We start from the raw sequence: 23,827 nt of genomic DNA, 5'->3' as shown, positions 1-23,827 counted from the left end.
TTAATGGTTTTCAGAGGGACCGTTGTCAGGCCTTGAGGCCCAGGCCCAACTCCCGCAGACGCTCGATGGCTACCGCGTCGAACCCCCAGTCGCGCAGCGCATTGTGGCCGTGCTCACCGCGCTGCGGCGCCGGCCGCGGTTGCGCTGAAGGCGTGCCCAGAAAACGCGGGGCCGGAACCGGTTGTACGACGCCGTCGACCTCGATGAAGCTACCCCGCGCGCGACTGTGGGGGTGCTCGCTGGCTTCGGCAAAACCCAGCACCGGCGCAACGCAGGCGTCGCTGCCTTCAAAGGCTTCGGCCCACTGATCGCGGGTCCGAGTGCGGAAGGCCGCGCTGAATGCTTCGCGCAGCGCTGGCCAGCCTGCCCGATCGTGTTGGCCGGGCAAGCCAGCGTCGGCCAGACCGAGGATCTCCAGCATTTGCGCGTAGAAACGCGACTCGATGGGGCCGATCGACATGTGCTGCCCGTCGCGGGTTTCATAGGTGTCGTACCAGGGCGCGCCGCCGTCGAGCAGGTTGCTGCCGCGCTGTTCATTCCAGTGACCACCGGCCAGCAAGCCCCAGATCACCGAACCCAATTGCGCCGCACCTTCGGTCATCGCCGCATCGACCACTTGCCCGGCCCCGCCGCGCTGCACGTTGACCAGCGCCGCCAGTACACCCATCGCCAGCAACATGCCGCCACCGCCGTAGTCGCCCACCAGATTCAGCGGTGGCACCGGACGACCACCGGCCGGGCCGATGGCGGACAGCACGCCCGACAAGGCGATGTAGTTCAAGTCATGGCCGGCGCGATCAGCCATCGGCCCGGTCTGGCCCCAACCGGTCATGCGCGCGTAGACCAGGCGCGGGTTGCGTGCCAGAGCCACGTCGGGCCCAAGGCCGAGGCGTTCCATGGTTCCGGGGCGAAAGCCCTCGATCAACACGTCAGCGCGTTCAATCAGCTCCAGTGCCGCTGCGACACTTTCAGGCTGTTTCAGGTCAAGGGTCACCGAGCTTCGGTTGCGCCCGGTAATGTCCTTGCGCTTGCCTTCGAACTTGGGGCCCAGGTCACTCGCGGCGACCGGACGGTCGATGCGCACCACGTCGGCGCCCATGTCGGCCAGCAGCATCGTGCCAAAAGGCGCCGGGCCGATTGCCTCAAACTCCACCACGCGAATGCCGCTCAGTACGCCCATCGATGCCTCTCCACTGGTCTGTCGGAGCGCCAGTCAGCCCTCCTGTCTTGTCCTTCCAGTAAAACAAGGCCGATGGCAGCGACCACCACCCGCATCGGGTGGCGTTTGCCAAACACAGGGCCATGACGTTTAAGCTGTGCGTTACACTCGATTGGATTCAATGCACGCCCATAACAAAAAGATTCGGACAGCCCCATGGACAAACCCCGCAAGTCCAACGCCTCGGACACGCCCGCCAGCCGGGTCTTGAATCCGTCACAGTCGCCGATTGTCAGCACCAAGCTGATACCGCCGCGCAGTGCCGGACGCCTGATTTCCCGCGAGCGCTTGCAGGATCAGATGCTCAAGGCGCGCCGCCAGCGCTGCATCGTGCTCAAGGGGCCGGCCGGCTGCGGCAAGACCTCGACGTTGATCGCCTGGCGTCAGGCGCTGTTGCCGTTGGGTTTCGATGTTGCCTGGTTGACGTTGTCGGCCGATGACAATGAACTGACGCGCTTTATCGACTACCTGCTGGCCAGTCTTGGCCAGATCGACCCGGACCTGGTTCGCGAAGCCACCCAACTGGAAGGCCGTGGCATCGACAGCGAGGCGGTGGAACGGACGATCATTACGCTGGTGCGCAGCATTGCCAGTCGCACCCGGGAACTGGTGCTGGTGCTCGACGACCTGCACCATTTGACCGATGTGGGCATTCATCAGGCCCTGCAATGGCTCATCGATTACGCACCGGCCAATCTGCACCTGGCGCTGGTGTCACGCAGCACGGTGCCCTTGTCGCTGGCGCGATTGCGCAGTCAGGAACTGGTACTGGAATTGAACCTGCGGGATTTGCGCTTTACCCCGGTTGAATCCGAACAGTTTCTCAAGGCGCAACTGGGCGAGATCAACGCCCGTGACGCCAAGCACCTGCATGAGCTGACCGATGGCTGGGTGGCGGGACTGCAATTGCTCGCCGTCAGCCGCAAAAAGAATCGCCCGGCGGCCGCCTCCGACCCGATACAGGTACGGGACGATCAGGCGTTTGCCCGGTTTTTCGAGGTAGAGGTGCTGTCGCATCTGTCGCCGACTGACCTGGACCTGATGCTGCTCATGGCCGTCTGCAACCGTTTTTGCGCGTCGTTGTGCGCGACCCTCAGCGGCAATCCGGAAGCCGTCCGCGAGGCCAACGCCCTGCTCGCGCGCCTGGAGCGGGACAACCTGTTCCTGATCCCGGTGGACAGCGCCGGGCGTGAAACCTGGTATCGCCTGCACCCGTTGCTGCGCGAAACGTTGCTCAAATATTTCGATTCGCGCAGCCAGGCTGAACAGCACTCGGTCCATGCTCGGGCATGGGCCTGGTTCCGTGACCATCAGCACCTGGATGAAGCGGTGCACCACGCGGTCATGGCCGGCGATCCGGATGCCGCCGCCGACCTGGTGGAGCAACACGCCGAATCGCTGTATGCCCACGGCGACCTGCGCATGCTGATCGAGCTGGTTCGGCTGCTGCCCGTCGAGCAGGTGCAGGCGCGGGTGAAGCTGCGCATTCTCAAGGCGCGGATGCAACTCTATGCCCGGGACTTCACGGCTTGCGCCAACAGCCTCGATCAGTTGTTCCACGACGTGCCGGACAGTGAAGTCCATGACCGCTTCATGATCGCGCTGCTACGCGCGTCCCTGGCGCTGCAACGCGATGACACGGAGGCGGCGATGACAGTCCTGCCGCAGTTGCTCAACCCGCCGCCGGGCAGCAACAGCGTGGCCATCGGTTCCTGCGCCAATATCCTGTCCTGGCTCTACATGCACCGGGGCGAATACGAAAAGGCGCGACAGGTGCAGCTCGACCGACCGGCGTTGCTGATCAATGGCGAGCCCTTTCTGGGGACATCGGCCGGCAGCTTGCAGGGTCGTTGCATGATTGGCTTGAGTCATGCCCTGGAAGGCCAGATGAAGCAGGCGGAACGGGTTTACCGCGACGTGATGCATGAAGCTGCGCATTGCGGCAAAGCCGGTGCCGACGCGACTTACCTCTCTGCGGCGTTGCTGGGCGAGGTGCTTTACGAGACCAATGATGTCGACGCGGCGTTCAAACTGCTGTCGGGCTGGATCGACATTCTGGAGCGGATTTCGATTCCCGATTCGGTGCTGCGCGTGCTTCAGGTGCTGTGGAATGTGCAATGGCTGGCAGGCAACCATCAGGAAGCCATGGCGTTCATCGAGCGGCTCGACGAATACGCGATCAAGCTCGGCCTGGACCGCCTGCAAGCGTACTGCCTGACGTGGCAGGTGCGATGGCTGCTGATTCTCGGTGAGCCGACGCAAGCCCAGGCCAAACTGGCGCGCCTGGAAGCCATCGATGCGCGCCATCCCGATGCGGGGCAAACGGCGCTCAAGGAAATTCACATCCTGACCGAGAATGCCCGGGCGCGCTGGCAGATTCACCTGGGCGACCTGGACGGCGCGTTAAAGCGCATTGAACAACTGATCGAAACCTGTGAACTGCATCGCCGCCAACTGGGCACGGTGCGCCTGCTGGTGCTGAGTGCGGTGATCGAATCCCAACGCGGCAATCAGTCCGCCGTGCGGGACAAAATCATCGAGGCGTTGCGACGCGGCCAACGCTTCGGGCTGTTGCGCAGCCTGCTTGATGCCCACCCGGATGCGCTGCAACTGATCTCGGACATCGCCAGCAAAGAAACCCTCGACCCGGTGCTGGCGTTCTATGTCGAGCGCCTGCAGGAAGCCCAGATCACGGCCGCCGTGCCGACCGGCAAGCCCGTCCCGGCCACGGCGGGCAAACCGCTCGCTGCCGGCATGGAGCCGTTGAGCGAGCGGGAAATCGAAGTTGTGCGCTTGCTCGCGCAAGCCCTGCCCAACAAGAAAATCGCCCGCGCCCTAGGACTCTCCCCCGAAACCGTTAAATGGCACCTGAGCCACATCTACAGCAAACTCGGGGTCAACAGCCGCGACGAAGCAGTCGCGCGGGTGCGGGATCTGGAATCCCAGGACTCCAGCACTCACCCCTGATCTCTCAGCCAGACACAACCCCTGTGGGAGCGAGCTTGCTCGCGATATCGGTGCATTAGTCGACATCACGGTTGGCCTGTCACCCCGCCATCGCGAGCAAGCTCGCTCCCACAGGGGAATGTGTTGCTTTCTGATCCGTGATTTTCTCCCCGCCACCCACCTCGGGTGGCGTTCGGGCCGGGCCTTGCGGCCTATCGTAACCCTCAGTTCAAAGGCGCAACTCGCGCCTTGCGCAAGCGGCGAAAAGCCGCCGGCCTATGATCATTGAGGAGTCTTGCGTGCCTATCGCCCGAACCGTTTTCCGCGACGACCATGAAATGTTCCGCACCACCGTTCGCCGTTTTTTCGAGCGCGAATGCCTGCCGCGTCAGGCCGCCTGGGATCAAGCCGGTCAGGTCGACCGCGAAACCTGGCTCAAGGCCGGCCGCGAAGGGTTGCTCGGCATCACTCTGCCCACCGAATACGGCGGTGGCGGCGGTGATTTCGGCCATTGCGCGGTGTTCAACGAAGAGTTCGCCCGATCCGGCGTGAGCGGCCCCTACTTCGGCATGCACTCCGACGTTATCGCCCCTTACATCAATCGCTGCGGCAACGACGAACAGAAACAAAAGTGGCTGCCGGGCATCTGCAGCGGCGAGATCATCCTCGCCATTGCCATGACCGAACCTGGCACCGGCAGTGACCTCAAGGCCGTGCGCACCACCGCCGTGCGCGACGGCGATGAGTACGTGATCAACGGCAGCAAGACCTTCATCAGCAACGGCCTGACCGCCGATCTGGTCATCGTCGTGTGCAAGACCGACCCGGCGGCCGGCGCCAAGGGCATCAGTTTGATTGCCGTGGAGGCGAACCGCGAAGGCTTCAAGCGTGGCCGCAAACTCGACAAGGTCGGCCAGCACGCACAAGACACCGCCGAGCTGTTCTTCGACAACGTACGCGTGCCAGTCGGCAATCGCCTGGGCGAAGAAGGCCTGGGCTTCACCTACCTGATGGGCGAGCTGCCGCAGGAGCGCTTTTCCATCGCCGTGTCCGCCGCCGCCAAACTCGAACGTCTGCTGGAGCAAACCGTCGACTACGTGAAGGACCGCAGAGCCTTCAATCAGACCGTCTGGGACTTCCAGAACACCAAGTTCAAGCTCGCCGACATCAAGGCCCAGGCCACCGCCCTGCGCGTGATGGTCGATTACTACCTGGGCGAACACATGCGCCGGCGCCTGACCCTGGAAGAAGCGGCGATCGCCAAGCTCTACACCACCGAAACCCTGTGGAAATGCATCGACGACATGGTCCAGCTGCACGGCGGCTACGGCTACATGATGGAGTACCCGATTGCCCGCGCCTTCGTCGATATGCGCGTCAACCGCATCTACGGCGGCACCAGTGAAGTCATGCGCGAATTGATCGCGCGCAAGCTCTGACCCTCAAAAACAAAAAGGTAAAACACAATGAGCCATAAGGTATTCGTTGCTGGCGTCGGCATGATCCAGTTCAAGAAACCGGGGACCAATGAGTCCTACGACGTCATGGGCGAACAGGCGATTCGCCAGTCCCTGGCCGACTCGGGCCTGGACTTCAATGACATCCAGCAGGCCTACGCCGGCTACGTCTACGGCGACTCGACTTGCGGTCAGAAAGCCCTGTACCGCGTGGGCATGACCGGCATCCCGCTGATCAACGTCAACAACAACTGTGCCACCGGTTCAAGCGCCCTGTTTCTCGCGCGTCAGGCGGTGCAAAGCGGCGCCGTGGAGTGCGCCCTGGCGTTTGGCTTTGAACAAATGAACCCAGGGGCATTGAAGTCCGCCTGGAGCGACCGTGCTCCGGCCACCGAGCGCGCCCTGCGACTGGCCGATGAATTGATCGGCATGCCTGAATTGCCTAACGCGATCCGCCAGTTCGGCGGAGCCGGCTACGCGCACATGCAGAAATACGGCACCCAGCTCGAGACCTTCGCCAAGATCCGCGCCAAGGCCAGTCGTCACGCGGCGAACAACCCGCTGGCGGTGTTCCGCAACGTGGTCAGCAGCGAAGAAGTCATGGCGGCGCCGATGCTCTGGGAAGGCGTGATGACCCGCCTGATGGCGTGCCCGCCGACCTGCGGAGCCGCTGCTGCAATTGTGGTCTCCGAAGCCTTCGCGAAAAAACATGGCCTGCGCACCGACGTGCTGATTGCCGGCCAATCCCTGACCACCGACCTCCCCAGCACCTATGACGCCATGGACATGATCCGTGTGGTCGGTTTCGACATGACGCGCATGGCCGCCGACATCGCCTACAACCAGGCTGGCATCGGCCCCAAAGACATCGACGTAATCGAATTGCACGACTGTTTCGCGCAGAACGAACTGCTGACCTACGAAGGCCTGGGCCTGTGCAACGAAGGGGGCGCCGAGCAACTGGTCAACGACGGCGACAACACCTACGGCGGCAAATGGGTCACCAACCCGTCCGGCGGCCTGCTCTCCAAGGGCCACCCGTTGGGCGCTACCGGCCTGGCTCAATGCTACGAGCTGACTCACCAATTGCGCGGCACCGCCGAGCAACGCCAGGTGCAGGCCGCGCGCATCGCCGTGCAGCACAACCTCGGCCTGGGCGGCGCCTGCGTGGTGACCGTGTACCAGAAAAACTGACGCGCCCGGTATTCAAAGGAGCCATTGCGATGATCGACAAGAAACACATCGGCCGACAACTGCCGACCTTCCTCGCCACCGCCGAAGCCGGGCAACTGCGTTTCTTCGCCAAGGCCATCGGTGAAACCAACCCGATCTACTTCGACGAACAGGCGGCGCGCGACGCCGGCTATCCCGGTCTGCCACTGCCGCCGACCTTCCTGTTCTCGCTGGAGTTCCAGATCCCGTCCAACGCCTGGCGTGACGAACTGGGCATCGTCACCGCCCGCATCCTGCACGGCGAGGAATCGTTCCGTTACCACCGTATGGCCTATGCCGGCGACACGCTGCGCTTCGATGTGCGCATCGCCGACATCTACGACAAGAAAGGTGGCGCGCTGGAATTCGTGGTGCGTGAAACCCGAGTCACCAATCAGCACGGTGAGCACGTCGCGGACCTGCGCAGCGTGCTTGTGCAGCGCAACGGCTGAATAGGAGAACACTGATGAATGCCATAAGCCTGGAAAAAATCAACGTCGGCGACACCTTGCCGCCACTGGCCCTGCCGCCGATCAACCGCACCACGCTGGGCCTGTTTGCCGGCGCGTCGGGGGATCACAACGCCATTCACATCGATACCGATTACGCGCGCCGGGCCGGCATGGCCGACGTGTTCGCCCACGGCATGTTGTCGATGGCCTACCTCGGCCGCCTGCTGACGCAATGGGTCGATCAGCGTCAGTTGCGCGAGTTCGGCGTGCGCTTTCTCGGTATTACCCACCTCGGCCACCAGATCACCTGCACCGGCACTGTCGTGGATCGCTTCGAGGTCGATGGCGAACAACGCATCAAGGTCGAAGTGCGCACCACCAATCAATATGGCGAAACCAAGATTGTTGGCGACGCCGTCATCGCTCTGTAAACAAACCCAAGAATTGAGGAGCAGCACCCCATGGCAAAACTCGAAGGCAAAGTCGCACTGGTCACCGGTTCCGGTCGTGGCATCGGTCAGCAAATCGCGCTGAAACTGGCGAGCGAAGGCGCGCGCATTGTGATCAACGACCTGGACGCCGACCCGGCTCACGAGACCGCTGAAATAATCCGCAAGTTGGGTGGCGAAGCCGCCGTCTGCCACGGCAACGTCAGCGCCCCGGACTTTGGCGAGCGTTACATCAAGACCGCCATGGACAGCTTTGGCAGCATCGACATCATCGTCAACAACGCCGGTTACACCTGGGACGACGTGATCCAGAAGATGACCGATGAGCAGTGGTACGCGATTCTCGACTGCCACATGACCGCACCGTTCCGCATCCTGCGGGCGGCCTACCCGATCATCAAGGCCCAGGCCCAGGCGGACGCCGCAGCAGAACGTGAAGTGTTCCGCAAAGTGGTCAACATCTCATCGGTTTCGGCCCTGAAGGGTAACGCCGGGCAGATGAACTACTCCTCGGCCAAGGCCGGTGTGCTCGGCATGACCCGTGCACTGGCGCGTGAATGGGGCCGTTTCAAGGTCAACGTCAACGCCGTGGCATTCGGGTTCATCGAAACCCGCATGACCAGCGCCGATGCCCATGCTGGCGCCACCGTAAGCATCGAAGGCCGTGACATCCGTGTCGGCATCAGCCCGGAGGCGGCCAAGTCGTTCGCCCAGCGCAACCCCTTGGGTCGCCCGGGCACCGTGAAAGAAGCAGCCGACGCCGTGTACCTGTTCTGCTCGCCGGAATCGAACTACATCACCGCGCAAACCATCGCTGTCGCCGGCGACCTGCAATAAGCAGTGTGGTGAGGGAGCTGGCTCCCTCACCACCGCTTGAGCTTGATGACCGCAGGATCAACCCCATGAACATAACTGAAATCAACATCCGCCTGGCTGCCATCAAACTGATTTCGCGCAACGGCTATGAGTCGATGAGCCTGCGCCAGCTCGCGGCCGAAGCAGGCATCAACGCCTCGACGTTGTACATCTACTACAAAGGCAAAAGCGAACTGCTGCTGGAACTGATTCTGGAATACCTCCAGGGGCTGTCTCGGGAATGGGCACGCTGCCGTCCGAAAACCGCCACCGCCGACGTCAAGCTACGCACCTTCATTGCTTGCCATGTGCGCTATCACCTGGAACATCAGGACGAAGCCATGCTTGGCAACCTAGAGTTCAGAAGCCTGGGCGAAGAGGACCTGGAGCAGGTGCGCCAGGCCCGGCGGCTGTACCTGAAAACCTTGCAGGAGTTGCTTGAACAAGGGGTCAAGGAAGGATCACTCAGCTGCGCCGAACCGAAGCTGATGGCGCGTACCCTGTTCAACATGCTCACCCACGCCTGCGTCTGGTATCAGGCCGATGGTCGTTGGGGCATCGACGACGTGATCCGGCATTACTCGGAACTGGTGATGAAAATGCTCGGCGCCACCCCCACGGCATCGCCTCGGCTGGCGGTCCCGCGCACCGTGATCAAGCGCCGCGCTGCGCCGATGGAGGTGCGCCCATGACAGACCTCATGCAGCCCTTCTCCATGACGGGGAAAACCGTTTTGGTCGCCGATGCCGCTACCCGCCTGGGCGCCCATTTCGCTCGACTGATCAGCGCTGCGGGCGCGCGCGTGGCCCTCGGCACGCAGCACCCTTCGCAATTGGAACAACTGGCAGCGGACCTGCGCTGGGACGGCGCCGATGTCATGATCGTCGCGCTCGACAGCGCCCGGCGCCAGAGCATTGAAGCGGCGCTGGATGCCGTGCAGGCGCGCATGGGCAGTGTCGATGTGCTGATCAACAACAGCGCCGAGCGCGAACATACTGCCCTGAACAACCACATTGTCCATTGCACCAGCCTGCACATGATTCGGGCCGAGCGTGGGGGCAGCATCGTCAACATCGACCCACCGCCTCGCCCCATCAGCGAACCCAACCCGTGCCTGCGCCCCAACAGCAGCCTGATCCGCATGAGCCGCGCCATGGCCCAGTCGCTGACGCCCCACCGCATTCGCGTCAACGTCATTGCCCCCGGTCAAGGCCAAGGCGCAGGTTTGCAAGAACTCAACGGCCCTTTGTTGTTGCTCGCCAGTGGAGCGGGCGCCAGCGTGACCGGCGCCGTGTTGCATGTCGATGGACCGAACCGCAGTTGCCACGCCACCTGATACGGGTGGCGTGCTCCGGTTGACGACGCTCGAACATGGGTGTCGGTCGCTCTTCGCGACGCCCGTCAACAAGGAGCCAGTCAGATGACTCGCATAACAAAGTGGCTGCCGAAACTTGCCCTGGTGGCGGCTTCGGTCCTGGCGATTTCGGCAACAGCCGGGGCCGCTGAAAAACCCAACATCCTGGTGATCTTCGGGGATGACATCGGCCAGACCAACATCAGCGCCTATTCGATGGGCGTGGTCGGCTACAAGACCCCGAACATCGACCGGATCGCCCATGAAGGCATGCTCTTCACCGATTACTATGCGGAAAATAGCTGCACCGCCGGACGCTCGTCCTTCATCACCGGTCAGACGCCACTGCGCACAGGCCTGAGCAAAGTCGGCGTACCGGGCGCACCGATCGGTATCCAGAAGCGCGACATCACCATCGCCCAGGCACTCAAGTCACAAGGTTATGCGACCGGTCAATTCGGCAAGAACCACCTGGGTGACAAGGATGAATTCCTCCCGACCAACCACGGTTTCGACGAGTTCTTCGGCAACCTCTACCACCTCAACGCCGAAGAAGAACCCGAGCGGCCGTACTGGCCCAAGGACGACCCCGACTTCGTCAAATCCCGGACCCCGCGTGGCGTGATCCACAGCTACGCCGACGGCAAAATCGAAGACACCGGCGCGCTGACCGCCAAGCGCATGGAAACCATCGACGACGAAACCACCGCCGCCGCCCAATCCTTCATCGAGAAACAGGCCAAGGCGGACAAGCCGTTTTTTGTCTGGATGAACACCACGCGCATGCACCTGTTCACCCACGTGCGCGATTCGATGAAGGGCCAGAGCGGCATGCCCGGCAACGAGTATGCAGACGGCATGCTTGAACACGACGGTGACGTCGGCAAACTGCTGAAAACCCTCGACGACCTGAAAATCGCCGACAACACCATCGTGGTCTACACCACCGACAACGGTCCGAACCAGTTCTCCTGGCCGGACGCGGCGACCACGCCGTTCCGCAATGAGAAAAACTCCAACTGGGAAGGCGCTTACCGGGTGCCGGCAATCGTGCGCTGGCCGGGCAAGATCAAGGCCGGTGAAGTCTCCAACGAGATGTTCTCAGGCATGGACTGGTTCCCGACGCTGATGGCCGCCGCCGGCGACACCAGCGTGAAAGACAAACTGCTCAAAGGCTGGGCACCCACTGCCGGCGGTAGCAGTTTCAAGGTGCACCTGGACGGCTACAACCAATTGCCCTACCTGACCGGCCAACAACCGAAAGGCGAACGCCGCGAGTTCTACTACTTCAACGACGACGGCGTGCTGGTGTCCATGCGTTACGACAACTGGAAAGTGGTCTTCGCCGAGCAACGCGAACCCGGTGGTTTTACCGTGTGGAGCAGCCCGTTCGTGCCGCTGCGCGTGCCGAAACTGTTCAACTTGCGAATGGACCCTTACGAGCGGGCAGACATCGTGTCTGACCAGTATTACGACTGGACCGTGAAGAACTCCTACCTTCTGGCCGCCGGCGTGGCCAAAGCCGCGAGGTTCTTGCAGACCTTTATCGAGTACCCACCGAGCCAGAAACCGGCGAGCTTCAGCATCGACCAGATTCGCGCGGCAGTGGATGCGAAGATCGAGGAAAAGGCCAGGGCTCAGGCCAAACCGTAAGGCGTGGCTGCCGCCCTCCATAAGGGCGGCAAACACTCAGGACTCTGCCCGAGGTGCGTCCCAAACTCGCCGCGACGTTCAGCGTTCGACCGTCGACGCGAGTGGAAACCACACGCAGACTTCAAATCCTTCCTGCCGTCCTGTTGCTGGCGATACCAGACGTATCGTGGCGTTGACCCCCTGTGCAATGGTTTTGGCAATCGCCAACCCCAATCCCGAACCGCTGGTGTCACTGTTACCCCGCACAAATCGCTCGGTGAGACGCTGCAAAACCGGCTCCGGCACTGACGGGCCACCATTGACCACACGCAGCAGCGCCTGGTCGGTGAGGCTGACTTCGACCGGTTGATCCGTGGCGCCGTACTTGAGCGCATTCTCGATCAGGTTGCGCAACAGAATGGCGAAGGCGTCCGGATCAATCGTCGAGTACACGCTGGTTTGAGTGGGCAGCTGCAACGCGATCCGTTGGCCACTGCTGTGGTTCCACTCATCGACGACATGGGCCAGCAACGGGATCAGGTCCTGGGGCGTTTCGGACAACAGCCCGCCGCCCTCGGCCTTGGCCAGTTGCATGAGTTTTTCCGAGAGTCGGGTCAGTTCACGCAACGAGTTTTCGATTTTGGCCGCGCGCAAGCGCAGCGGACCTTCGGGCGCTTCGTGACGCAAGCGCTGGATCTGCGCCAGGGTCGCGGCCAGTGGCGTGCGCAGTTCATGGGCGCTGTTGGCGGTAAAGCTGCGCTCGGCTTCCAGGGTTTTGCGCAAGCGCTCCAGCAGATGATTGACCGCTTCGGCCAACGGGGCGATTTCTGCCGGCAGGTGCGTCATGGTGATCGGCGACAGATCCCCCACACCGCGAGCCTCCACGGCACGGCGGTAGGCCAATATGCTGCGCAGGCTGATGCGCACCAGCATCCAGGTGCCGAACAGACTGATGGGGATCAGTGCCAATAACGGCAACAGCAAGGCAAACAACGCTTCCCGCGCGGCTTCACGGCGATGCTCCAGAGGTTCGGCGATCTCAATGAACACCGTCTCACGTAGCGCACTGGCGCCAAACAAACGGTATTTTTCAGTGGTTGCAAAACCTTCGGCAGGTTGCGTGCGGAAGATCTTCGGATTGGCGTCATGGGACTGCATCAGGATCTCGCCCTTGGCGTCGCGCACCAGATACGTCAGGTATTCCTTGTGCATTTTCAGAGGGGCGACGTGCTGAGCATCACGGGGACTTTCGCGATTGCTGATTTCCAGCACGGCCAGAGGCAAGATGCGCTGCGCGGTCTCTTCCAGCGCACTGTCGAACGCCTCGTTCAATTCATGTTGCACCACCAGCCAGGCGCCGACGGTCGCCGCCAGCCACAGCAAGGTCATGCCCAGCGTCAGTCCCAGGCCAAGGCGTTTTTGCAGGCTTGACGACGGCTTCATGCGGACATCAACCGATAGCCCATGCCGCGCACGGTTTCAATCAGATCGCGCCCGAGCTTTTTACGCAGCCGGCTGATGTAGACCTCGATGGTGTTGCTCTCGATCTCAGCGCCGAAGGCATACAACCGCTCTTCCAGTTGCGATTTGGACAGCAGCGCGCTGGGGCGCTGCACAAACGCTTCGAACAGCGCCCACTCCCGCGCGGTCAGGTCCACCGTCGCACCGGCCCGCGACACCGTGCGGGCACTCAGGTCGACCTGCAAGTCGCCGAGCCTGATCTGCGGATTGGGGTTGCCGCTGTAGCGCCGGGCCACCGCCGCCACACGGGCCGAGAGCTCGAACAGGTCGAACGGCTTGACCAGGTAGTCGTCGGCGCCAGCGTTGAGGCCCGCGATACGATCGGAAATCTGATCCTGAGCCGTCAGGATGATCACCGGAGTGACGTTCCCTGCCGAGCGTTGTTGATGCAAAAAATCCAGCCCGCGACCGTCCGGCAGCATCAGGTCGAGCAAGATCAGATCGTAAGGCGTAGTACGCACGCTGTTGCGCGCATGGTCCAGGCGTTGCACCCAATCGACCGCATGGCCGTCATCGGCGATCTGTTCGCGCACCGCCTCCCCCAGTCCAAGTGCGTCTTCGACCAATAAAACCCGCATCGGGCACCTCCTGTGATGGTTGTCGTACGGCACCTTAATCGCCTTACCTGACGTGAATCTGAAGATTCAGCTGGTTGTCAGGAATGCACCTTAGGGTATGCCACAGACGCCGACCTCGGCAGGAGACAGATCATGAAAACAGGTTTTATCGCCAATGCCGCGCTGTTGAGCCTGCTGCTCAGCGGTTACGCCCTGGCCGATGACAATTGCAGCGACCCGGTGAGCGACTGGCAACCGCGCGACACCCTGCGTCAGCAAGTGGAGCGGCAATACGGCTGGAGCGTGCAGCGCATCAAGGTCGACGACGGGTGTTACGAGCTCAAGGGGCTGGACCGCAAAGGCAACGCCATTGAAGCCAGCTACTCACCGGCCTCGCTGCGCCTGCACACACTCGAGATTCACTTTCGCGACGACGGCGATGCCAGGGATTACCTCGGCAGCCCGCTGACGGAATGAGGCCCACTGTCTTTTTTTTCCTGCGCTTCAGGTTGCTGTCAGCAAGCAGGTCCAGGCTCTCGACCCAACGATCAAAAGGATATCTCCATGAAAAAGATCATCGCTGCAACTTGCCTTGCCGGTGCCATTGCCCTGCCGGGGCTGGCCCAGGCTCGTGAAGTGACCCTGACCACACAGCTCAAGGACTACAGCGGCAATGATGCGTACCTGGCGATCTACGTCACCGACGCCGCTGGCCACTACCAGAAAACCCTCTGGGTGGCCGGCAAGAAGGCCAAGTATTACAAGCACCTTGGCGACTGGGCCCGTGGCAGCGGGATGAACCCGAGCGAGTTCGATGGGGTCAGCGGTGCCAGTGTCGGCAGCGGGCGCACACTCAAAGTCAGCGTCGAACTGGCAGATACGCTGATTGATGCCGGGTATCAGATCCGCATCGACAGCGCCGTCGAAGATAAACGTGAAGCCCACGCCGATGTCAGCGTGCCCCTGACGTCCAAAGGCGCAGGCAAGCCGGCGGCCGGCAGCACTTACGTCGATTCCTTTACTTACGATCTGTAGCACCTGCCCACTCTGGAGGCTGAACATGCTTCGCCAGTTCCATTCCCTGCCCGGTTTGATCGCCGCCCTGTTGGTCATGCTGTTGGCCATCAGCGGCGCGGTGCTGTCCGTCGACCCGGCCCTGGAACGCCTGCACAGTACGCCCACGACCCAAGGACAACTCAACGTCGGCCAATTGGCCGGACGCGTTGCCAGCCACTTCCCGGGCGTGGAGCAGATCCAGCGCACAGCGTCCGGGACAGTGATCGTCTACTACAACCAGAACGGCCAGGCCGGGGCTGAAAAGGTCGACCCATTGACCGGTCAAGGCCTGGCACCTTACGCGCCATCGGCGTTCTCCCGTTGGATGAAAGAGCTGCACCGTTCACTGTTCCTTGGCTCGCCAGGCCATGGGGCGTCGGGGGTTGGCGCGCTGTTCATGCTGATACTGTCGGTGTCCGGCGCGCTGTTGCTGGCCCGGCGCCTGGGTGGTTGGCGCAACCTGCTGCGGCCACTGCGCGGCACCTTCAGCCAGCGCTGGCATGCCGAAGTCGGGCGACTGGTCATCCTCGGACTGCTGCTTTCAGCATTGACCGGGCTCTATATGTCCGCCACCAACTTTGGTTTTATCGCCGACGGCAGTCAAAGCGAACCCGCCTTCCCCGCCCACGTCAGCACCGGCCCGGCCTTGCCGGTGGCGAGCCTGCACGCCTTGCAGGCCACCGACCTGAATGACCTGCGCGAACTGGTCTACCCCAGCCCCGGCAACCCGCAGGACGTGTTCTCCCTGCGTACGGCCCAAGGCGACGGCTATGTGGATCAGGCCAGCGGTGCCTTGTTGTCCTATCAATCCCACGACTCGATGCACAACCTCTACGAATGGATCTATCGGCTGCACACCGGCGAAGGCCTCTGGTGGCTGGGTCTGCCGCTTGGTCTGTGCGCCCTCGGTGTGCCGTTGATGAGCGTGACCGGCATTCTTTTGTGGTGGCGCCGCCGCAAGGCTGGCCCGAACATCCGCCACAACAGCCCCGCCCACTCAGCCAACAGCGTGATTCTGGTGGGCAGTGAAAACAACAGCACCTGGGGCTTTGCCAACACCTTGCATGAAGCCTTGCACCAGCGTGGCCATCGAGTGCATAGCGCAGCGATGAATGAATGGCGCGGCGATTACCGCGAGGCTGAGCGGGTATTCATCTTGACCGCGACCCACGGTGACGGCGACGCACCGGCTTCGGCCTCTCAGTTCCTGAAGCGTCTGGCCGACAGCGGCCTCAAGCCCGGCCTGCCCTTTGCCGTGCTGGGCTTGGGCGACCGTCAGTTTGCGCAGTTCTGTCAGTACGCCCATCAGGTTCAGGATGCAATGGTGCAGGCCGGAGGCTCGCCGTTGCTGGGGCTGGAAACCGTCAACCGCCAGTCCTCTCAGGAATTTGCCCGCTGGGGCCACGCCTTGGGCGAAGTCCTGGGCCATGACCTGACGCTGGTTCACACTCCGCAGCAGCCACGCACTCATCTGTTGGCGCTGACAGAACGCATTGCCTATGGCGAACAGGTGAATGCGCCGACGCATGTGCTGCGTTTTAAAGCACCCGGCGAACTGCCTGACTTCCTGGCCGGCGACCTGGTCGGGATTCTGCCGCCGGGCAGCCCTGTTCCGCGCTTTTACTCGCTGGCCAGCGGTTCGCACGACGGTGTGCTGGAAATCTGTGTGCGTAAACACGACGGTGGCATGTGCTCGCAGTTTCTTCATGACTTGAACATCGGCGGGCAGATCGAAGCCTTTATCCAGCCCAATCCGCAATTTCGTCCAGCATCGGGCGCGAACCCGGTGATCCTGATTGGCGCCGGGACCGGCATCGGTCCTCTGGCGGGTTTTATCCGCAACAACAAGGCCCGACACCCGATGCACCTATACTGGGGCGGGCGTCACCCGGCGTCGGATTTTCTCTATGAGCCGCAGCTCAACCAGTATCTGGCGGACCGACGCCTTACGGCACTGCGCGCCGCTTTTTCTCAAGTTCAGGACCGCAGCTACGTGCAAGACCGACTGATCAGCGATGCCCTGGCCTTGCGCCGACTGATTGAAAAAGGTGCCCAAGTGCTGGTGTGTGGCAGCCGCGAGATGGCCAAAGGCGTGATGCACGCCCTCGATGAAGTGTTGGCGCCTCTCAACCTGAGTGTGCTCACCCTCAAGGCACAAGGACGCTACCGTGAAGACGTCTACTGAGTGGCAACGCTACAGCCTGAATGGCGAAACCATGGGCACCCGCTACACCGCCCTGTTCTACGCCGGTCCCGGGATCGATACCGACGACGTTGGCCAGCGCCTGGCGCACGCAGTGGCGCGGGTGGACCAGCAAATGTCCACATGGAAAGCCGATTCTGACCTCAACCGTCTCAACGCCGCCCCGGAGCAGGAATGGGTGCCAGTGCCCAAGGAACTGTGCACGGTCCTGTCCGCTGCATTGCGAGTGAGCCAGCAATCCGACGGCGCCTTCGACATCGCCGTCGGTGATCTGGTGAATACCTGGGGGTTTGGTCCCGGGGAACAGACCATCACCGGGCAAGCGCTCGACACCGCGCCGCCGCGCGCCCGGCTGCTGGCCAGCGCAGCATTAATGGTCGACCCGCAACGCAATCAGGCGCGCAAACGCGGGCCACTGAACCTGGATTTGAGTGGGATCGCCAAAGGCTTTGGCGTTGATGAGCTGGCGCGTTGCCTGGAGAATTTGGGCATCACCCGCTACCTGGTCGGCATCGATGGCGAGATGCGCGCCCGGGGCGTGAAGCCGGACGGCCAGTGCTGGGCCGTGGCCCTGGAAAAACCCAATCGGGGCGTGCGTGAAGTCATGGGTGTGATGGAACTGAGCGACGCCGCGATTGCGACATCCGGGGACTATCGACACTGGGTTGAAGTGGCCGGGCAATCCTATGCTCATACCATGAACCCGATTACCGGCGCCCCGCTGTGCAACCGACTGGCCGCCGTCACGGTGGTAGCCGCCTCGTGCATGCTCGCCGATGCCTGGGCCACGGCGCTGATGGTGCTGGGAGAAACCCAAGGCCCACGCCTGGCTCAGGAGCGCGGGATGGACGCGCTGTTCGTGCTGCGCGAGGGAGATCAGTTCAGAGAAATATCCATTGTCGGCGGCCAGTTGCAGGCGCAGATTGAAACCCGCTGACCCCCCTGACCGGGCGGCTGGACCGCCTACTGACAGTGAGTCCGTTCAACAATGAAATTCATGCACCGGCACACCGAGGCACACCGAAGCGATCGTATCGGCTGGCTGCGCGCCGCCGTCCTGGGCGCCAACGACGGGATTGTCTCGACCGCCAGCCTGCTGATCGGCGTTGCGGCCGCCAATGCCTCTCATGCCACCTTGCTGGTCACTGGAATGGCAGGGCTGATCGCAGGCGCCATGTCCATGGCCGCGGGCGAGTACATTTCCGTGCACTCCCAAGCCGATACCGAGCGAGCCGATCTGTCCCGCGAACGGGCAGAACTGGCGAGCGACCCGAAAGCCGAACACATCGAACTCGCCAACATCTACATGCATCGCGGCGTATCACCCGAGCTGGCGCATCAAGTCGCCGATCAATTGATGGCCCATGACGCACTGGGCTCACACGCCCGGGACGAATTGGGCATCAGCGCCACCCTCACCGCCAAACCCTTGCAGGCTGCCATGGCCTCCGCCGCCAGTTTCGTGGTGGGTGCCGCGTTGCCACTGGCCGTGACATTTTTCGCGCCGCAGCAGAGCGTGGCGATGTGGATATCGGTCATGTCATTGGTGTTTTTGGCATCGCTGGGCGCCATTGCCGCCAGGGCGGGGGGTGCCAAGGTGTTGATCGGTGCTTGGCGTGTGACATTCTGGGGTGCGCTGGCCATGGCAATCACGGCACTGGTGGGGCATTTGTTTGGCGCGGTGGTCTAGCGGGGGCATCCACATTTTCAGCCCATTCGCGAGATCGCCTGATGGTGCGGACATCTCCCGGAACCTGATCCACTCCGCGCGCAGACATCCTGTTGCAGTGAAGGCTCTGCAATCGAGCCAAAAGGCGTTAGCATCGCTGCGTTTCGTCTAACCTCACAAAGCGCCATGCAGTCATCCGCCTGTGTCTGGCGCATCGAATTCAATCCGTTAATGCACCGGAGAACTTCCATGCTCAAGCGTACCCTGGCATTGACTGTCAGCTTGACCCTGTCTTTTTTTACCCTGCTGTCTCAGGCCGCCGACACCTTGAAAGTCAGTGCGATTCCCGATGAAGCGCCTACTGAACTGCTGCGCAAGTTCAAGCCACTGGGTGAGTATCTGGAGCAAAAGTTAGGCATGAAGGTCGAGTTCGTGCCCGTCAGCGATTACCCGGCCGTGGTCGAAGCGCTGGCCACTGACCGAATCGACCTGGCCTGGCTGGGCGGTTTCACCTTCGTGCAGGCGCGCCTGAAAACCGGCAATGCCATCCCGCTGGTGCAGCGTGAACAGGACGCTCAGTTCACCAGCAAATTCATCACCGCCGACCCCAACGTCAAATCCCTCGCTGATCTCAAGGGCAAGACCTTTGCTTTTGGCTCGGTGTCGTCCACGTCGGGCAGCCTGATGCCGCGTTATTTCATGTTGAAGGAAGGCATCAAGCCGGAAACCTACTTTAGCCGCGTCGGCTACTCGGGCGCGCATGACGCCACCGTCGCCTGGGTCCAGGCCGGCAAAGTGGACGCCGGGGTGCTGAATGCCAGCGTGTGGGAAAAACTGGTCGCCGCCGGCAAGGTCGATACCAACAAGGTCAAGGTGTTTTCGACCACCCCGGCCTACTTTGACTACAACTGGACGGTGCGCGGGACCCTCGACCCGGCACTGGCCGCGAAGATAAAAGCGGCCTTCCTGGCGCTTGATCCGGCGAACCCGAAGGACAAGGAAATCCTCGACCTGCAGGCTGCCAGCCGCTTCATCGAAACCAGCCCGGAAAACTACAAGGGTATCGAAGAGGCTGCACGCGCCGCCGAACTGCTGAAATGACATTGCACCTGACCCAGGTCAGCCTGACCCACGCCAACGGTGTCGAGGCGCTGCGTGGCGTGGATCTGCACATTGGCGCCAACGAACAGGTCGCCATCATCGGCCCGTCAGGCGCGGGCAAGTCGAGTTTGCTCAATCTGCTGGCCACCGCCCTGCGACCGGGCCACGGCGAGCTGCAGTTGCTGGGCGAGCACGCCTGGCAGCTGTCGGCCCGTCAGCGTCAGCGCCTGCGTGCGCGCATCGGCCTGATCCATCAGTCGCCGCCCCTGCCACCTCGACAGCGCGTGGTCACGGCGATTCTGGCCGGCAAACTGGGTCAGTGGGGCTTGGGCAAGAGCCTGCTGAATCTCTTGTATCCGCTGGACATTCCGGGGGCACGCGCGGCATTGGCCAGACTGGACCTGAGCGACAAATTGTTCAGCCAGTGCCAGCAGCTGTCCGGTGGGCAGTTGCAGCGCGTGGGCATTGCCCGGGTGTTGTACCAAGCGCCCGAGGTGTTGCTGGCCGATGAGCCGGTATCGGCGATGGACCCGGTATTGGCCGAACACACGCTGTCAGTGCTGTGCCGCCATGCCCGGGAACACAACGTCACGCTGGTGGCCAGCCTGCATGCCGTGGAGCTGGCTCTGGCGCATTTTTCGCGGATCATTGGCCTGCGTGACGGGCAGATACTGTTCGACCTTCCGGCCAGCGCCGTCGACCGCGAGCAACTCGACACGCTCTACGCCAACGAGCAGCTGCAATCCTCGCCAGTGCCCGCCGCCCACTTGAGTGTGCAGATTCCGCGATGCTGACGTCTGACACTCGCGACCCCGCTACCCGCCCTCGCCTGTTGCTCACCTTGCTGGCGATCGTTCTGCTGTGGCCAGGCATTCACTACAGCGAACTGGACCTGCGGGTACTGATTGCCAGCGACAGCCAAAGCGAAATGGGCCGATTCGTCTCAGCCTTCTGGCCACCGGCCCATGGCGAAGCGTTCATCCAGATGCTGTTGCAAGCCACCTTGCAGACGTTGGCCATCGCCACGGCCGGTATGGCCCTGGCGTTGCTGCTGGCCGTACCTGCCAGCCTGTTGGCCAGTCGGGCGTTGTCGCTGTCTGCGGCGTCGCGTGCCGGTCGCCCCAGTTTCTGGGGTCAATTGCTGCGCTGGCCGGTGCGCGGTTTACTGATTTTTTTGCGCAGCGTGCCGGAAATCGTCTGGGCGTTGCTGTTCGTACGCGCTGTCGGTCTGGGCCCGACGGCGGGAGTTTTAGCGATTGCGATTACCTACAGCGGCATGCTGGGCAAGGTCTACGCGGAAATTTTCGAGTCGGTCGACCAGCGCCCGGCCCACGCGCTTTTACGGTCCGGCAGTGGGCGGCTCGCGGCGTTTTGCTACGGCATCCTGCCCAATGTCTCGGCGGAGCTGCTGTCGTACACCGTGTACCGCTGGGAATGCGCGATCCGCGCTTCGGTGGTGATGGGCTTCGTCGGCGCTGGCGGGCTGGGCCAACAAATGGACCTGTCGCTGCGCATGTTCGCTGGCGGTGAAGTGGCCAGCCTGTTGCTGACGTTCCTGGTCCTGGTGCTGTTCGCCGATCAACTCAGTCGCCTGCTGCGCTGGAGGCTGACATGAATCGCCTTATCAACCTGGCGCTGGTCCTGGCCATCGGCATCGCGGTCGTGGCTTCATTCGGTTACTTGAACATCGACCTCGGCGAGCTGGGGAGCAGCGCAAACCTGAAGCAAATGGGCGCCTATGCGCAACGCTTTCTCAGTCCGGACCTGAGCGCCGGACACTTGCAAGCGATCGGCCATGGCGCCCTGGAAACCATCGCCATGTCCGCCCTTGGCACCTTGCTCGCGGCGGTATTCGGCCTGCTGTTGGCCTTGCCTGCAGCCGGACGCTTCGGCTGGCCGTTGCAAAGCGCATCGCGCCTGGTGCTCAACGCTTTGCGCGCGGTGCCGGAACTGGTCTGGGCCGCCTTGATGGTGCTTGCCGCCGGGCTCGGCCCCAACGCCGGCACCCTGGCGCTGGCCCTGCACACCACCGGCGTACTCGGTCGGCTGTTCGCCGAAGCACTGGAAAACACTCCGCCGGAACCGGCCGACGCCATCCGCTTGCAGGGCGGCAACGCTGTATGGGCGTTTTGCTACGGCACCCTGCCCAACCTCTTGCCACAACTGTTGGCCTACATCCTGTACCGCTGGGAAAACAACATTCGCATGGCCAGCGTGCTTGGCTTCGTTGGCGCTGGTGGCCTGGGGCAAATGCTCTATGTCAGCCTCAGCCTGTTCCAGGAAGCGCAAGCCAGCACGGTCATACTTGCGATGCTGTTACTGGTTTTCGCCGTCGATTCATTGAGCAGCTGGAGCCGTCAGCGCTGGGTCAAGGCCTGAGTGCGCTACAACGGCAAAGGCCGGTCCTGCACCACCTGCTTCATCACCAGCGTCGAGGTCAACCGCTGCACGTTGGGCAAGGTCGACAGGTTCTCATCGCAGAGGTACTGGTCTGGCAAGACATGGCCTGGCGACGCAGCGGTCGCCAGGCGCCCCCGACAACGGCGCGGTAAACACTTAGCGAACGCCTAGACCAACCGCTCGATCTTCTGATGCTGCCAGACCATTTTGTAATACGCCGTCTGCAACAGCAGCATCCCCAGATACGCCACTGGAAACGCCATCCATACGCCCTGCAAACCGAAGTGCCCGTCCAGCACATACGCCACCGGCAACTGCACGCCGACCACGCAGACAATCGAGATCGCCATCGGCACCAGCACCGAGCCGCTGGCACGCATGATGCCGCCGACAATCGCCTGGAAGCCGAACACCAACAGACTCCAGAGCATGATATGCAACAGGTGCTCAGCTTTCGCCCGGGTGGTGTCATCGGTGAGGAACAGCCCCAACAACCAGTGCGACAACAGATACCCCAACACCACCAGGCCACCGGTCAGGCACACATTGATCAACAAACCCGTGCGCAAAATCGGCCCCATGCGCTCCAGGCGCCCTGCCCCGATTGCCTGTGCGCCCAGGATCGACGCCGTGATCGCAATCGACAACGCCGGGAACTGCACGTAATTGACGATCTGCGTCACCGCCCCATAGGCCGCTGTCGCCTGGGAACCGTGCTGATTCACCAACGCCAGAATCACCAGTTCCGAGACCGACAACACCACCATCTGCAACCCGGTTGGCAAACCGATGCGCAGCACTTTGCCGAGAATTACCAGGTCCAGGCGCATCGCCGCAAACATCTCCCGATCCGGCGCCAACGGATGCCCCTTGCGAATCAACCGCCACGCCAGCCAGCCCATCGCCGACAAGTTACCCGCCAACCCGGCATACGCCGCACTCTGAATCCCCATCATCGGCAACCCGAACCAGCCCCGAATCAACGCCGGCGTCAGGGCCAACCCGATGCACGTCGACACCACCAACGCCACCAACGGCGACACCGTATCGCTCACCCCGCGCAGTAACTGGGTGAATAGCACGTAGATCAGCAACGAGGGCATGATCCACATCATCACGTGGGCGTAGGACACGGCGTCGTCGAGTACATCCGCCGGCGTGCCCAGGCCTTGCAGGGCGGATCTGGCGAAGATGCTGCCGAGGATTGCTGCGGTCAGGCCGATCATCGCGCCTAGCAATAGCGTTGTACCGGCGATGGTTTTCACCAGATGCGGTTCACGCGCGCCCCAGGCCTGACCGATGAGCACGCCCGCGCCCGCGCCGAGGCCGATAACCAAGGCGATGAAGAAGAAGACGATCGGGAACATGCCGGAGACCGCAGCGAGGGCCTGAGTGCCGAGCATTTGGCCGATGTAAATGCTGTTGATGGTGCCCGACATGGATTGGAGGAAATTGGAGAGAACCATTGGGGCGAGGAAAAGGAGGTAGGTTTTCCAGAGGGAGTGTTGGGTGGTGGGGTTTTGCATTGAGGCTCCGTCTCGGGTGTGGGCTCGCGGTTTGCAATTCTACGCCAGGGAGTCGGCCATAATCTCCGCCATGCGGATAAGGGCAGTGATTTTCGATAGGAACAGAGGCAAATTGCAGTAATCAGCTGCCGTAAACCCAGCGGCTGCCGGTCATTTTTCTACAGGCAAAACAAAACCCCTACCTGCATACGCAGATAGGGGTTTCGGAATTTAATCTT

Annotated in this window: 22 protein-coding genes and 1 pseudogene; 18 read left to right on the top strand and 5 right to left on the bottom strand. The window is 62.3% G+C overall.

The features are described 5' to 3' along the window. Positions 1-25: 25 nt before the first annotated feature. Positions 26-1,180 (bottom strand): CaiB/BaiF CoA transferase family protein, encoded by a 1,155-nt coding sequence (locus QRN31_RS11060; RefSeq protein WP_285432013.1) that lies wholly within the window; start codon positions 1,178-1,180, stop codon positions 26-28. A 195-nt stretch (positions 1,181-1,375) separates the two neighbouring features. On the opposite strand from QRN31_RS11060, the gene QRN31_RS11055 reads away from it, so the two are divergent. From QRN31_RS11055 to QRN31_RS11015, 9 genes are all read left to right on the top strand, one after another. Beyond that, complete coding sequence (locus QRN31_RS11055) at positions 1,376-4,186, top strand: winged helix-turn-helix domain-containing protein (RefSeq protein ID WP_285432011.1); 2,811 nt, start codon at positions 1,376-1,378, stop codon at positions 4,184-4,186. 257 nt (positions 4,187-4,443) lie between these two features. After that, on the top strand, positions 4,444-5,604 hold the full coding sequence (locus QRN31_RS11050; protein WP_285432009.1) for an acyl-CoA dehydrogenase family protein: 1,161 nt from the start codon (positions 4,444-4,446) through the stop codon (positions 5,602-5,604). Between the two features lie 27 nt (positions 5,605-5,631). Beyond that, entirely contained in the window at positions 5,632-6,816 is a 1,185-nt protein-coding gene (locus QRN31_RS11045; protein ID WP_285432008.1) for a lipid-transfer protein, read from the top strand. 29 nt (positions 6,817-6,845) lie between these two features. Next, positions 6,846-7,286 (top strand): MaoC family dehydratase N-terminal domain-containing protein, encoded by a 441-nt coding sequence (locus QRN31_RS11040; RefSeq protein ID WP_259158226.1) that lies wholly within the window; start codon positions 6,846-6,848, stop codon positions 7,284-7,286. A 14-nt stretch (positions 7,287-7,300) separates the two neighbouring features. Next, a complete protein-coding gene (locus tag QRN31_RS11035) occupies positions 7,301-7,717 on the top strand; it encodes a MaoC family dehydratase (RefSeq protein ID WP_285432006.1) in 417 nt (138 codons plus the stop codon). 30 nt (positions 7,718-7,747) lie between these two features. Next, entirely contained in the window at positions 7,748-8,572 is an 825-nt protein-coding gene (locus QRN31_RS11030) for an SDR family NAD(P)-dependent oxidoreductase (RefSeq protein WP_259158230.1), read from the top strand. A gap of 65 nt (positions 8,573-8,637) precedes the next feature. Beyond that, on the top strand, positions 8,638-9,282 hold the full coding sequence (locus tag QRN31_RS11025) for a TetR/AcrR family transcriptional regulator (protein WP_285432004.1): 645 nt from the start codon (positions 8,638-8,640) through the stop codon (positions 9,280-9,282). Then, a complete protein-coding gene (locus QRN31_RS11020) occupies positions 9,279-9,926 on the top strand; it encodes an SDR family NAD(P)-dependent oxidoreductase (protein ID WP_285432003.1) in 648 nt (215 codons plus the stop codon). Before QRN31_RS11025 ends, QRN31_RS11020 begins: the two co-directional genes overlap by 4 nt. Positions 9,927-10,010: 84 nt before the next feature. After that, the gene (locus QRN31_RS11015; protein ID WP_259158238.1) at positions 10,011-11,597 is read left to right on the top strand and encodes an arylsulfatase; all 1,587 of its coding nucleotides are present in this window, start codon (positions 10,011-10,013) and stop codon (positions 11,595-11,597) included. A gap of 78 nt (positions 11,598-11,675) precedes the next feature. On the opposite strand, the gene QRN31_RS11010 is transcribed toward QRN31_RS11015, so the two are convergent. Next, a complete protein-coding gene (locus QRN31_RS11010; protein WP_285432001.1) occupies positions 11,676-13,019 on the bottom strand; it encodes an ATP-binding protein in 1,344 nt (447 codons plus the stop codon). Further along, the gene (locus tag QRN31_RS11005) at positions 13,016-13,675 is read right to left on the bottom strand and encodes a response regulator transcription factor (protein WP_285432000.1); all 660 of its coding nucleotides are present in this window, start codon (positions 13,673-13,675) and stop codon (positions 13,016-13,018) included. Before QRN31_RS11005 ends, QRN31_RS11010 begins: the two co-directional genes overlap by 4 nt. A gap of 132 nt (positions 13,676-13,807) precedes the next feature. Between QRN31_RS11005 and QRN31_RS11000 the strand changes: the two genes are divergently transcribed. The 9 genes from QRN31_RS11000 (at position 13,808) to phnE (ending at position 22,062) form a co-directional block, all read left to right on the top strand. Then, positions 13,808-14,131 carry a PepSY domain-containing protein gene (locus QRN31_RS11000; RefSeq protein ID WP_285431999.1) on the top strand — a complete coding sequence of 108 codons (324 nt, stop codon included), beginning with the start codon at positions 13,808-13,810 and terminating at the stop codon, positions 14,129-14,131. Between the two features lie 87 nt (positions 14,132-14,218). After that, entirely contained in the window at positions 14,219-14,689 is a 471-nt protein-coding gene (locus QRN31_RS10995) for a DUF2271 domain-containing protein (RefSeq protein ID WP_259158245.1), read from the top strand. 25 nt (positions 14,690-14,714) lie between these two features. Further along, the gene (locus tag QRN31_RS10990; RefSeq protein WP_285431996.1) at positions 14,715-16,895 is read left to right on the top strand and encodes a PepSY domain-containing protein; all 2,181 of its coding nucleotides are present in this window, start codon (positions 14,715-14,717) and stop codon (positions 16,893-16,895) included. After that, positions 16,879-17,850, top strand: a complete 972-nt coding sequence (locus QRN31_RS10985) for an FAD:protein FMN transferase (protein WP_285431995.1) — start codon at positions 16,879-16,881, stop codon at positions 17,848-17,850. Before QRN31_RS10990 ends, QRN31_RS10985 begins: the two co-directional genes overlap by 17 nt. A 51-nt stretch (positions 17,851-17,901) precedes the next feature. Beyond that, positions 17,902-18,603, top strand: coding sequence for a VIT1/CCC1 transporter family protein (locus QRN31_RS10980; RefSeq protein ID WP_285431993.1), 702 nt, complete (start codon positions 17,902-17,904; stop codon positions 18,601-18,603). A gap of 228 nt (positions 18,604-18,831) precedes the next feature. Then, a complete protein-coding gene (locus QRN31_RS10975) occupies positions 18,832-19,683 on the top strand; it encodes a putative selenate ABC transporter substrate-binding protein (protein ID WP_285431991.1) in 852 nt (283 codons plus the stop codon). Next, complete coding sequence (locus QRN31_RS10970; RefSeq protein WP_285431990.1) at positions 19,680-20,477, top strand: phosphonate ABC transporter ATP-binding protein; 798 nt, start codon at positions 19,680-19,682, stop codon at positions 20,475-20,477. Before QRN31_RS10975 ends, QRN31_RS10970 begins: the two co-directional genes overlap by 4 nt. Then, positions 20,471-21,298 carry a PhnE/PtxC family ABC transporter permease gene (locus tag QRN31_RS10965; protein WP_285431989.1) on the top strand — a complete coding sequence of 276 codons (828 nt, stop codon included), beginning with the start codon at positions 20,471-20,473 and terminating at the stop codon, positions 21,296-21,298. Before QRN31_RS10970 ends, QRN31_RS10965 begins: the two co-directional genes overlap by 7 nt. Further along, positions 21,295-22,062 (top strand): phosphonate ABC transporter, permease protein PhnE, encoded by a 768-nt coding sequence (gene phnE, locus QRN31_RS10960; RefSeq protein WP_285431983.1) that lies wholly within the window; start codon positions 21,295-21,297, stop codon positions 22,060-22,062. The genes QRN31_RS10965 and phnE overlap by 4 nt, the downstream gene beginning before the upstream one ends. 5 nt (positions 22,063-22,067) lie before the next feature. On the opposite strand, the pseudogene QRN31_RS10955 reads toward phnE, so the two are convergent. Then, positions 22,068-22,172 (bottom strand): annotated as a pseudogene (locus QRN31_RS10955) (AsnC family transcriptional regulator); the annotation flags it as partial. 78 nt (positions 22,173-22,250) lie between these two features. After that, positions 22,251-23,609: an MATE family efflux transporter gene (locus QRN31_RS10950; RefSeq protein ID WP_285431981.1), complete on the bottom strand. Its 1,359-nt coding sequence runs from the start codon at positions 23,607-23,609 to the stop codon at positions 22,251-22,253. Positions 23,610-23,827 lie beyond the last annotated feature (218 nt).

Source organism: Pseudomonas sp. fls2-241-R2A-110 (genome assembly GCF_030209165.1).
Taxonomy (GTDB): Bacteria; Pseudomonadota; Gammaproteobacteria; order Pseudomonadales; family Pseudomonadaceae; genus Aquipseudomonas.
Note: the sequence above shows the minus strand (reverse complement) of the source record. Positions and strands in the feature narration are given on the sequence as shown.

What these genes read in the sequence shown, in the direction of transcription:
- QRN31_RS11060 (WP_285432013.1), bottom strand. Translation starts at nt 1,180, where the DNA reads ATGGGCGTACTGAGCGGCATTCGCGTGGTGGAGTTTGAGGCAATCGGC.
- QRN31_RS11055 (WP_285432011.1), top strand. Translation starts at nt 1,376, where the DNA reads ATGGACAAACCCCGCAAGTCCAACGCCTCGGACACGCCCGCCAGCCGG.
- QRN31_RS11050 (WP_285432009.1), top strand. Translation starts at nt 4,444, where the DNA reads ATGATCATTGAGGAGTCTTGCGTGCCTATCGCCCGAACCGTTTTCCGC.
- QRN31_RS11045 (WP_285432008.1), top strand. Translation starts at nt 5,632, where the DNA reads ATGAGCCATAAGGTATTCGTTGCTGGCGTCGGCATGATCCAGTTCAAG.
- QRN31_RS11040 (WP_259158226.1), top strand. Translation starts at nt 6,846, where the DNA reads ATGATCGACAAGAAACACATCGGCCGACAACTGCCGACCTTCCTCGCC.
- QRN31_RS11035 (WP_285432006.1), top strand. Translation starts at nt 7,301, where the DNA reads ATGAATGCCATAAGCCTGGAAAAAATCAACGTCGGCGACACCTTGCCG.
- QRN31_RS11030 (WP_259158230.1), top strand. Translation starts at nt 7,748, where the DNA reads ATGGCAAAACTCGAAGGCAAAGTCGCACTGGTCACCGGTTCCGGTCGT.
- QRN31_RS11025 (WP_285432004.1), top strand. Translation starts at nt 8,638, where the DNA reads ATGAACATAACTGAAATCAACATCCGCCTGGCTGCCATCAAACTGATT.
- QRN31_RS11020 (WP_285432003.1), top strand. Translation starts at nt 9,279, where the DNA reads ATGACAGACCTCATGCAGCCCTTCTCCATGACGGGGAAAACCGTTTTG.
- QRN31_RS11015 (WP_259158238.1), top strand. Translation starts at nt 10,011, where the DNA reads ATGACTCGCATAACAAAGTGGCTGCCGAAACTTGCCCTGGTGGCGGCT.
- QRN31_RS11010 (WP_285432001.1), bottom strand. Translation starts at nt 13,019, where the DNA reads ATGAAGCCGTCGTCAAGCCTGCAAAAACGCCTTGGCCTGGGACTGACG.
- QRN31_RS11005 (WP_285432000.1), bottom strand. Translation starts at nt 13,675, where the DNA reads ATGCGGGTTTTATTGGTCGAAGACGCACTTGGACTGGGGGAGGCGGTG.
- QRN31_RS11000 (WP_285431999.1), top strand. Translation starts at nt 13,808, where the DNA reads ATGAAAACAGGTTTTATCGCCAATGCCGCGCTGTTGAGCCTGCTGCTC.
- QRN31_RS10995 (WP_259158245.1), top strand. Translation starts at nt 14,219, where the DNA reads ATGAAAAAGATCATCGCTGCAACTTGCCTTGCCGGTGCCATTGCCCTG.
- QRN31_RS10990 (WP_285431996.1), top strand. Translation starts at nt 14,715, where the DNA reads ATGCTTCGCCAGTTCCATTCCCTGCCCGGTTTGATCGCCGCCCTGTTG.
- QRN31_RS10980 (WP_285431993.1), top strand. Translation starts at nt 17,902, where the DNA reads ATGAAATTCATGCACCGGCACACCGAGGCACACCGAAGCGATCGTATC.
- QRN31_RS10975 (WP_285431991.1), top strand. Translation starts at nt 18,832, where the DNA reads ATGCTCAAGCGTACCCTGGCATTGACTGTCAGCTTGACCCTGTCTTTT.
- QRN31_RS10970 (WP_285431990.1), top strand. Translation starts at nt 19,680, where the DNA reads ATGACATTGCACCTGACCCAGGTCAGCCTGACCCACGCCAACGGTGTC.
- QRN31_RS10965 (WP_285431989.1), top strand. Translation starts at nt 20,471, where the DNA reads ATGCTGACGTCTGACACTCGCGACCCCGCTACCCGCCCTCGCCTGTTG.
- phnE (WP_285431983.1), top strand. Translation starts at nt 21,295, where the DNA reads ATGAATCGCCTTATCAACCTGGCGCTGGTCCTGGCCATCGGCATCGCG.
- QRN31_RS10950 (WP_285431981.1), bottom strand. Translation starts at nt 23,609, where the DNA reads ATGCAAAACCCCACCACCCAACACTCCCTCTGGAAAACCTACCTCCTT.